This is a genomic window from Fimbriimonadaceae bacterium, from assembly GCA_019638775.1.
Taxonomy (GTDB): domain Bacteria; phylum Armatimonadota; class Fimbriimonadia; order Fimbriimonadales; family Fimbriimonadaceae; genus JAHBTD01.
Genome location: JAHBTD010000042.1, coordinates 1 through 8,616, shown reverse-complemented (window position 1 = coordinate 8,616; position 8,616 = coordinate 1). Strand labels below are relative to the sequence as shown.

Sequence of the window (8,616 nt, the reverse complement as noted above, 5' to 3'; positions counted from 1 at the left end):
GCTACCGCCTTGGACGCGCAGCGTCCTTTGATTACGAACAACCTCGCGCACTTCCAGCGCATTCCTGGCCTCATCGTCGAAAGCTGGAAACGGTCAGCCTAACCAAGCGATCCTGCTTCCTTACGATGAGCTGACTTCACGGCTTCGCTCTCCTCTGACCCATCCCAGAAGGCGCGTAATGCCTTCCAAACTTTTTTTCGCGCAGGTAGCAAAAACGAGCCGATTTTTGTTTGCTCGATGTTCTGGCTCTGAACGATGCGCACAATAGCCGCTCTGAGCGCACGAACGCGCACATACGCCTCCTTATGCTCACTTCCTTTTGCGTCTGAGCTGTCACACAATCTGTCCTCTGCTGTCCCCTCGTGTCCCCTAGTGACCTCTTCCGGGGCCTTTGATTCAGTCCGGTGATTCGCCTAGGGTGAGACGAACTAGAGCAGGGCTCACAAGAAGGTGCAAATGTCCGAGTCGGAGCGCGTCACACAGCAACATCGTTGTCCGTGGCCGGGAGGCAAAGCCGGTCCGCGCCGCATGCCGAGAGGCTGCGGGGCGGAGCGGAATGGCCCCCGTCTTGGTAACACGGGGGCGCTACCTACAGCGCTCCGTACAGGAGTTCGATAGAGTCCATGGAGTCGAGCTTCACACTAACCATTGATTGGCTGGCCTTTACCGTCCTGGCAAGCAATCCCCAAGAGACCATGAAGGTCCTCGGCGGCGATTGGAGTAAGGCCAAGGGTGGCTTCCGAGGGTATCCCTTATCCTGGATGCGGGCAGATGGCCTGCGCGGGGTCGGCAAACTGGGCACGAATGCGCCTCGGCGTCCGAATGAAATCCATGTAGATCTCTCGGGCGGCCTCGCGTCCGCCCTGACGCTGGATCAAATCCGCAACCTGCTCAAGTGGGTCCATGCCCAACAAGGCCATGTCACACGCATTGATTGTGCGCTGGATGATCGGACGGGCACGGTGCCGGTCTCGACCATCAAAGAAGCGGTCTCGGCAGGCCAATGTGTGACGCGTGCCGCACAAGTCCGGCATATCGTCTCCAACCTGACGCATGGCACCGGAGCGACGACGGGTGAGACCCTGTACTTCGGCAGTCCGCAGAGTCAGACCCTGTTGCGAATTTACGACAAACGACTCGAACTCCAGAGCAAAGGACAAGAGAACTGGCAGGAGTATGGGACTCGCTGGGAATTGGAATTGAAGAAGGATCGCGCCGATCAGTGCGCGAGAGCATTGGCCACGTTAGACGAAGCCGATTGGAAGGAGTTGGTCATCGGCTTGCTTCGCTCGTATGTGGATTTCCGGCAGATTCCGAAGGATGCCGAAGATGAAGAACGGTACCGGGCTCCAGTCTTGGAGTGGTATGCCCTCCTGACGGAGGGATTTCAGAAGGGGCGATTAGCCCAGGAACAGCAGGTGCAGACCCTGCAGAATGTGAAACGATGGGTGAGCGACACCCTGACGCCGATGTTGGCGGTCATTTGTGCCACCCCTGGAGGGGAAGAATGGCTACTGGAAGAAATTGTCAGGGGCATCTCCAGGTGGAAGGACCGACACCGGAGTTTGCTCAAACAACCTACTCGGTTTCACCGGTCTGCCGGCGGTCACGCGGGCAGCCCATGCTAGGGGGACTGCACATGCTCACCGTCAAAGAGCTGTCGGCGTGGCTCAACATCAAGCCGTCCACACTGTATCTCTGGGTTTCTGAGAATAAAATCCCGTGCCGCCGTATTCATGGCCTCGTCCGCTTTGACCCTGAGGCGATCCAGACCTGGCTGAACAGCTTTTCTTCTACGTCGAATATGAGGCCTCACCGCCTGCCCCGGTATAAAGAGGGTGACGTAGACCACCTCATTGAAGCGGCCAAATCTGAGGTCTATACTCGCCACGGGGAAACCATCACACCGAGCCCACGCACGAAGGAGGAGCAGCATGGGGCTCGTTAAACGGAACAATATCTGGTGGATGTCATTTACCTTTCAAGGGCGGCAAGTGCGGCGATCGACCGAAACCTCGGACAAAAAGTTGGCCGAAGCTATCTTAAGCAAAGTCAGAGTGCAGATTGTGGAAGGCAAGTACTTTGACAAGCCGAAAGAGGAAGCCAGGACATTCGGGGAGTTGATGGATCGTTATTTGCGCGAGCATGCCAGCCGACGGTCGGGCTACCGTCGATATGTGAACATGGTCACGAATCTGACCGCGCATTTTGGTAATCCCAAGTTGGAGCACGTGACACCCAAAATGATCGTCGCCTATAAGAACAAACGGTACGCGGATGGGGTCACACCGGCCACGATCAATCGCGAATTAGCGCTCATGAAGAAGGCCTTCAATCTGGCCTGTCGCGAATGGGAATGGACGAAGGACAATCCGGTGTGCCGGGTGTCCATGGAACGGGAGAACAACACGCGGGATCGATGGCTGACATGTGAGGAGGAACGACGGCTCCTTGCGGCTTCAGCACCGTGGTTACAGGAAGTGATCGTGTTCGCGATCCATACCGGGATGCGATGTGGAGAAATTCTCAATCTCACCTGGGCAGGCGTGGACCTCACTCGACGGACAGCCACGGTGTTTAAATCGAAGAACGGGGAGCGGCGGACGATTCCGCTCAGTCATACGCTGGTGCAAGCCCTTCAAGCTCGTGGCCGGCGTGTTGATTCGGAGTTAGTGTTTACGAGCGCGGCAGGCACACCCTTAGATGCTCCCAACCTACGTCGGAGTTTTCGGTTGGCGCTGAAGCACGGACAGGTGTCGGATTTCCGGTTCCATGATCTGCGCCATACCTGTGCGACACGCATGGTGCAGGCGGGTGTGGACTTGTACAAGGTCCAGCGGATTCTCGGGCACAAATCACCGATGATGACGCAGCGGTATGCGCATCATTATCCGGAAAGTTTGCGGGATGGGGTGGCGATTTTCGATGCGGGAAGGACGTTTAGCACAAATTTAGCACAAGCGGCGATTCGGCCAGAGCAGGTTTCGCTAACGTGTTGAAAAATTGGTGCCCCCGACACGAATTGAACGTGCGACCCGCGGTTTAGGAAACCGCTGCTCTATCCAACTGAGCTACGGGGGCATTCTTTTTTTTCAATGACTTGATACTCTACTGCGCGGCTGAGGAATCGGCAAGTGTCATTACAGTGTCCGCCTCAGTCGCTTGAAGATACTTATCCAATTTCGCAGCTGCCTGCGTCAAGTCTCGCTCTTCAATCGCGTTGTAGCGCTTCCACATCTTCTCAGACTTGTGACCGATGATCTTCATTGCCGTGGCCGTATCTACCCCGGCCCGCCGAAGGTTGGTTGACGCGCAGTGCCGAAGGTCATGGAAACGAAAGTCTTGAAGTCCTGCGCCTCTTAAGGCCGACTTGAAAGCTCTGGAGATCCTCTGAATTGGCTTGCCCTTGTACAGGAACACTCGGCTAGTCTCAAGTCTCCGCACTTTGGCCAGCTGTTGAAGCGTGGCCCTTACCCCTGGGGTTAGGGGAACTTCCCGGCGCGTCTTGGTTTTGGTGTCTGCTGCCCGCAAGAGGATGAAACCTCGTCTCAAATCTACTCGGTCCCATGTCAGTTCAATAATCTCACTGAATCGCTGCCCCAGTTGGTAGGCAAGGAGGAGGATTGGGCGAAGATGTGGCTTCGATGCCTGGTAGAGTCGCGCCCACTCATCCTCACTCAGTACCCTGTCCCGCTCGTTCTGCGGGTTAGGCATAGGCACCTTGGCCGCAGGATTGCTTAGCAAAATCCCACGTCTGACAGCAACATTGAGGCAGTGCTTCAAGGCGGTATGGTCATTGTTCACAGTTTGCAGGCTGGCGGGTTTGCCATTCTTCCTCAGTCGCTTGGCGCGGTAAATCTCAATGTCCTGCGGCTTGATTTCGCTCACAATCTTTCGACCAAAAAACGGCACCAGCTGACCCATGACTCGTTCCGCGCGGTCGCGATAAGTGCGTAAACCTTTCACTTCCTCCAGATTGAGGTACTGTTTCGCCCACTCACTGAACAACAGGGGCCTGGCTTCTTCAGTGACTACTTTCCCAAGGAGAAGGTTGGTCTTGATGGCCGCTTCCATATCGCGGGCGGCTGTTTTGTTGAGAGTTCCCACTTTCCAGCGCTTGAGTCTCGCGCCAGGCACACCGGGGGCAAGGCGAAGGGTTTTACCATCTTCGGAGGTAAGGACTCGGAACGCGACATAATAGCTATCGGGTCGTTTCGTCAATCCCATTTTACGCCCTCTCGCTTTATACGAAGCCGCTTAGAGGATGTTCTCTGCTATCCGTGAATCGAGCGACCATCGAGGAGCTTCTGCGTCTCGACTCGTGCCTTCACAGTGTGTTGATCGATCCACTTGTCGAGGTCCTGCTGCTTGAATTTCACGAGACGCCCCACCTTCACGAAACCCAGCTTTCGTGCTGACACCCAACCGTAGAGGGTCAGTTTTGATATGCCTAGATACTCCGATGCTTCATCCATTGTCAAAAGCCTGCTCATGATCACTCCTGGAAACATTTTGTTTCATGCAATCCCAGCGGAATCTGTCCCGTTCATTCCTGGACCGTTTCGGCACACCTGAAGATCTGGGATAAAGATTCCACTCCCAGATGGTGCGCCCCGTGGCTGGGGAGCAGGGGACAGGCCTTCCCGCTCTCCGGTTGTCCAGGCCTGCTTCCTGCGAGAGCCCCGTGCCGCCGCCTTCGTTACGCCCCACCCTTGGTTGGTGAAGGGTGGGGCTAGAACATAATTTCAGAAAGAGGCGGACATGTCCGTTGATAGCTCTCTCGGTTCCTCGAACGGTGTACGGCCACTGAACCCGAAATCGCGCTACGGAGTGCCTCGATACCGTGTGACCCTCGTGCGCGAGGGCCGTGCCATTCCGGCGGCGGAATCGGTGCACACCTCGGAAGGCGCTGCGGCGATCCTCAGGCCTTTGTTTGCCGGTCTGGACAGAGAACAGTTCCTGATCTGTGGCCTGGACGCGAAGCATGGACTCATCGGGATCAATATCGTGTCCACCGGTTCGCTTAATCTGACCATCGTCCATCCTCGCGAGGTCTTCAAGCCCCTGATCCTGATGAATGCCGGTGCCTGGATCTGCGCCCACAATCACCCCTCCAGTGACATCACGCCGAGCCCCGAAGACCGCGCCCTGACCAAGAGGCTGCGCGAGGCTGGCGAACTCTTTGGGATTACGCTCCTCGATCATCTGATTCTCGCTGAGGAACGCTACTACAGCTTTGCTGACCAAGGCTGGCCCGGCGCTTAGCGGAGGAGCCGCAACACCCAAGCGGCCCCGGCCGCCACGAGTGCGAGCCCGATCGCGGCCGTCCCCCACGCGACCAGGTCGGCAGCCAACGCATTGCCGATGGTTTGAATTTGTTGCGCCGTCATCCTCGAACTCCTTTGTCGTCACCCTGTTTCTGCTGTCATGTCATGCGAAAAAATGAGGCAGGCTGCTGCCAGCCTGCCTCGATGGGCCTTCTTAGCCCACAATCGCGCGAACGCGCTTAAAGGCGTAGATCGCCAGCGCCACGCCAATCAAGGCCGTGGCCCACAAGAGCAGATCGGCCCGCACCGTGGCCACATCCGCCGACACCGGAAACAACTGCGCAAACGACAGGTCCGGGACGCCCAAGGCGAACACGAGCGCCATGAGCAGGCCCCCGAGCCCTTTCCCCCAACCCCATCCCTTCATACGGCACCTCCTTGTGCTGTTAGTGGTTCCGTCCACCCACGCCGCCGGAAGACTCGCCGGCGGACGAGCGCCTCAGTGACTCTGAGGCAGAATTAGTTTGATAATGAGGCCCACGGCGAAGCCGCCGAGCCAGAAGATCGCCGTGAAATAGGCCATCGCCTCAATCGCCGGCAGGTCCATAGAACACTCCTTCACCAATGAGCCGCATCGAACCGTCTTCATAGACTTCCGAGACCGACAGCCCATACCGCCCGGTAATCTGCGCCGCCGTCAGGATCTCGCCGCTGTCCAAGAGATACCGCCAGCCTTGACGATCCTTACTCATCCCGGCGCCGCCGAGAATTCGGACGGGTCGCTTTGGAAAGGGCGGAGTCGCGGGGGCTGGCGGAGACATTCCCAAGGGGTTCAACAGACTTGCCGAACCGGAGACCGGGGCGCCGATGGTGGTAGGGAGAACCGCTGACCCAGCGGCAGGGGCTGGCTTGCTTGCACTCAGCGAAGACCAGGGACGCCAGACCATGAGACCAATGGCAAACAACCCTGCGGCAATGCCGATCGCCACCCGAGCCGACTTGAAGACGGTATGACTGCGTTTCTCTTCCCGAATCGCCGCCGAGGCATAACTCGAATAGTAGGCATAGACCGCCGGCGAATAGGTCCCGACAAAGGCCCGGATCACCTCGTTGTCTTCGGGGTTCCCGCGCACCTTGCCTTGATACTTTTTCGACAGGCCCACAAAGGCTAGCTTTCTGAACTTCACCGTGGCTTCGATCAATCGGGTGACGCCTTGCGACATCTGCCGGAAATCCTGGCTCATCAGGAGAATGTCCACGCCGTAATGACGATGGGTTTCGAGCCAGCGCAGCAGCCCTGGTTCGACCTTTTGCATGGATCGAAAGACGGTCTGCGCTTCATCGATGATGACGGCTGAACCGGGTTCAACATGGGGAAAGGCCTGGAGGACTTCGACGGAGTCTTTCCAGATCGTGATTTGTTGTTCGAGCACGGAGAGATCAATGCCGGTAAAGAGTGACAACCGATCCAGATAGATGCCATCGACGGCGATATAGAGCCGCCGGCCCTGCTTCACCCAGGGCAGGAACTTCTCGCAGATCGCGTGATACGATTTGCCTGAGCCTGGCACCCCTTCATACAGTTCGATCATCGAAGACTCCTCAGATACACCCAAATCCACAACGCCAAGATCACCGTCCAGGCATAGGCCCACCCCATCACGAGCTGGTTCATGATCCCCACCGGACGAACGGGATGGTTTGAAGAATGAAGCGCGTCCCCATGGCGCTCGCCACGATGGCCAGCGCCTGACTCATGCCCGTCGCGCCCAGCACCCACGCATACTGATCCGGAATCACCGGCAGGGTGAGGCCTGCCGTCCCGATGGTGGCGAGCGTGCTGTCCGCCACGGAGAGCAGGGAATCCCAGATCCCGAGTCCCCAATCCGTGAGCGAGAAGAAGAACTCCTGCAACCAGCAATAGATGAGGGTGAGAATGGCCGTCATGTCGTCTGGCCTCCTCCGACAAAAATAATGCGGTAGGCGGCAATGGAGGCCGTGGCAATGACCAATGTTCGAAGGACCGTGAAGAACCAGGCCCATTGATTGAAATCAACCTGCTGACTGCCAAAGAAGGCCGACGGCAAGGCAATCACCGGCAAGGTCGAGGGCCACGTAAGCGACTTCAAGAGATTCAGCGTCCCGAGCAGGCCACTGCTGGCCCAGATGGTCTGATGCGCTTGCAAAACTGTGCCGAAGGTCCGGTTTTCATGAGACCCCACCGCGCAAGAGGTGGTCGCTTGGGTCTCTTCATGCTGTGTCGTCGAGCCGTCGAGATTCTGTGTTGTCGTGGTGGTTGTGGTTGTCGTCTGCTGCTGCGTGTTTTGTTGCGGTGTACTCGCCGGAGGCGGAACCGTATCCACCACGACAATATCGCCGGCAGGTACGGGCTTCGGCTTCACGGTTGTTGGCATCTCGGTCGGTGTGACCGCTTGGGAGATGGTGGTATCGGCTGGCTGGGTCGTACCGGTGGTGCCGACCGGATTGGTGTGAGCCTCGACGGACTTTGGATCGCTGGCCGGAAGGCCCCCGACGAAGTTCGCGATCTGCTGCTGCGTGGGCGGAATCAACGCGTCTTGAATGGGTGAGGTCGAACCGGGAATGCCAGTGCGATGGCAGACATACAAGTTGAAGCCGCCCACTGCAGGCCCATTCACAAAGAAGTTGCCGGGAAAGAAGACGGCGGTACTGAGGCTCTGAAACGGTCCCACCACCCAATCGTGCTGATACTCGGTATCCACGGCACAGAGCGGGACATTGGTCGCGCTGAATTGAATGGTCGCATTGGGATAGGCCGGATTGCCCGGCGTGTTCGTGCCGAGACCTGGGAACGTCTGCACGCCCGCATTCGTGCTGGCGACTTGCCAGCCGCCTGGTGTGGAGGCCGCCGTTTTGACCGCTGAGAGATCGGATTGCGAATAATACATCTGGGCCAGGACGAGGCCCGCACTCACGCCGAGCGCAGCCCATCCCACCGGGCCTGCCACCATGCGGACGGCCATCGAGGCAGCCGAAGGCGCGAGTGCAGCGGTGGCCACCTGATTCGCCAAGGCCGACCGTTGCGCGGCCAGATAGGCAATTCGTTCAGCCTGCGCCACGACCCGCGAATACTGCGTCGCGGTTTGGGCAAGTGATTCACCGGGTGTCACACAGAAGGAGACCAAGAGACCCCAGATGAGGGTGAGGTAACTGGTTAATGAGAACAGTTTCACAATCGTCCCACTCCGAGACCGGCGAGGAAGGCCAGCAACAAGACCGCCACGAGTAGAATGGTGAGATCCACTGGCCTTCCTCCTCCTGCCGTTACTTCAGGACTTCCAATCCAGACAAATCGAAGAACACGCGGCCT

The 8,616-nt window shown here is 57.9% G+C and carries 11 protein-coding genes and 1 tRNA gene; 4 read left to right on the top strand and 8 right to left on the bottom strand.

The features are described 5' to 3' along the window. Positions 1 to 98: 98 nt before the first annotated feature. Entirely contained in the window at positions 99 to 293 is a 195-nt protein-coding gene (locus tag KF784_18925; protein ID MBX3121139.1) for a hypothetical protein, read from the bottom strand. A 330-nt stretch (positions 294 to 623) separates the two neighbouring features. Here KF784_18925 and KF784_18920 point away from each other — a divergent pair, with 330 nt between their 5' ends. Genes KF784_18920 through KF784_18910 form a run of 3 tightly spaced genes read left to right on the top strand, consistent with a single transcriptional unit; the run spans position 624 to position 2,999 of the window. Then, positions 624 to 1,628, top strand: a complete 1,005-nt coding sequence (locus KF784_18920; GenBank protein ID MBX3121138.1) for a replication initiation factor domain-containing protein — start codon at positions 624 to 626, stop codon at positions 1,626 to 1,628. An 11-nt stretch (positions 1,629 to 1,639) separates the two neighbouring features. Beyond that, positions 1,640 to 1,948, top strand: a complete 309-nt coding sequence (locus KF784_18915) for a helix-turn-helix domain-containing protein (GenBank protein MBX3121137.1) — start codon at positions 1,640 to 1,642, stop codon at positions 1,946 to 1,948. Beyond that, positions 1,935 to 2,999: a tyrosine-type recombinase/integrase gene (locus KF784_18910; protein ID MBX3121136.1), complete on the top strand. Its 1,065-nt coding sequence runs from the start codon at positions 1,935 to 1,937 to the stop codon at positions 2,997 to 2,999. Before KF784_18915 ends, KF784_18910 begins: the two co-directional genes overlap by 14 nt. Before the next feature lie 5 nt (positions 3,000 to 3,004). Here the strand turns inward: KF784_18910 and KF784_18905 are convergent. The 3 genes from KF784_18905 to KF784_18895 form a co-directional block, all read right to left on the bottom strand. Further along, positions 3,005 to 3,081 (bottom strand) — tRNA-Arg (locus tag KF784_18905). Positions 3,082 to 3,108: 27 nt separating this feature from the next. Beyond that, positions 3,109 to 4,227 carry a site-specific integrase gene (locus KF784_18900; GenBank protein ID MBX3121135.1) on the bottom strand — a complete coding sequence of 373 codons (1,119 nt, stop codon included), beginning with the start codon at positions 4,225 to 4,227 and terminating at the stop codon, positions 3,109 to 3,111. A gap of 47 nt (positions 4,228 to 4,274) precedes the next feature. Continuing rightward, on the bottom strand, positions 4,275 to 4,493 hold the full coding sequence (locus KF784_18895) for a helix-turn-helix domain-containing protein (GenBank protein ID MBX3121134.1): 219 nt from the start codon (positions 4,491 to 4,493) through the stop codon (positions 4,275 to 4,277). A 268-nt stretch (positions 4,494 to 4,761) separates the two neighbouring features. Between KF784_18895 and KF784_18890 the strand changes: the two genes are divergently transcribed. After that, a complete protein-coding gene (locus KF784_18890; protein ID MBX3121133.1) occupies positions 4,762 to 5,265 on the top strand; it encodes a JAB domain-containing protein in 504 nt (167 codons plus the stop codon). 216 nt (positions 5,266 to 5,481) lie between these two features. Here KF784_18890 and KF784_18885 read toward each other — a convergent pair whose 3' ends face one another. The 4 genes from KF784_18885 to KF784_18870 form a co-directional block, all read right to left on the bottom strand. Then, complete coding sequence (locus KF784_18885; protein ID MBX3121132.1) at positions 5,482 to 5,694, bottom strand: hypothetical protein; 213 nt, start codon at positions 5,692 to 5,694, stop codon at positions 5,482 to 5,484. Between the two features lie 160 nt (positions 5,695 to 5,854). Beyond that, a complete protein-coding gene (locus KF784_18880) occupies positions 5,855 to 6,859 on the bottom strand; it encodes a hypothetical protein (protein MBX3121131.1) in 1,005 nt (334 codons plus the stop codon). Positions 6,860 to 6,938: 79 nt separating this feature from the next. Continuing rightward, positions 6,939 to 7,214 (bottom strand): DUF2523 domain-containing protein, encoded by a 276-nt coding sequence (locus KF784_18875; protein MBX3121130.1) that lies wholly within the window; start codon positions 7,212 to 7,214, stop codon positions 6,939 to 6,941. Beyond that, entirely contained in the window at positions 7,211 to 8,479 is a 1,269-nt protein-coding gene (locus KF784_18870) for a hypothetical protein (protein MBX3121129.1), read from the bottom strand. The genes KF784_18875 and KF784_18870 overlap by 4 nt, the downstream gene beginning before the upstream one ends. Positions 8,480 to 8,616: the final 137 nt, after the last annotated feature.

Excerpts from the sequence above, each read along its gene's own strand:
- KF784_18915 (MBX3121137.1), top strand. The coding sequence starts at position 1,640 with ATGCTCACCGTCAAAGAGCTGTCGGCGTGGCTCAACATCAAGCCGTCC.
- KF784_18900 (MBX3121135.1), bottom strand. The coding sequence starts at position 4,227 with ATGGGATTGACGAAACGACCCGATAGCTATTATGTCGCGTTCCGAGTC.
- KF784_18920 (MBX3121138.1), top strand. The coding sequence starts at position 624 with ATGGAGTCGAGCTTCACACTAACCATTGATTGGCTGGCCTTTACCGTC.
- KF784_18890 (MBX3121133.1), top strand. The coding sequence starts at position 4,762 with ATGTCCGTTGATAGCTCTCTCGGTTCCTCGAACGGTGTACGGCCACTG.
- KF784_18910 (MBX3121136.1), top strand. The coding sequence starts at position 1,935 with ATGGGGCTCGTTAAACGGAACAATATCTGGTGGATGTCATTTACCTTT.
- KF784_18880 (MBX3121131.1), bottom strand. The coding sequence starts at position 6,859 with ATGATCGAACTGTATGAAGGGGTGCCAGGCTCAGGCAAATCGTATCAC.
- KF784_18895 (MBX3121134.1), bottom strand. The coding sequence starts at position 4,493 with ATGAGCAGGCTTTTGACAATGGATGAAGCATCGGAGTATCTAGGCATA.
- KF784_18885 (MBX3121132.1), bottom strand. The coding sequence starts at position 5,694 with ATGAAGGGATGGGGTTGGGGGAAAGGGCTCGGGGGCCTGCTCATGGCG.
- KF784_18875 (MBX3121130.1), bottom strand. The coding sequence starts at position 7,214 with ATGACGGCCATTCTCACCCTCATCTATTGCTGGTTGCAGGAGTTCTTC.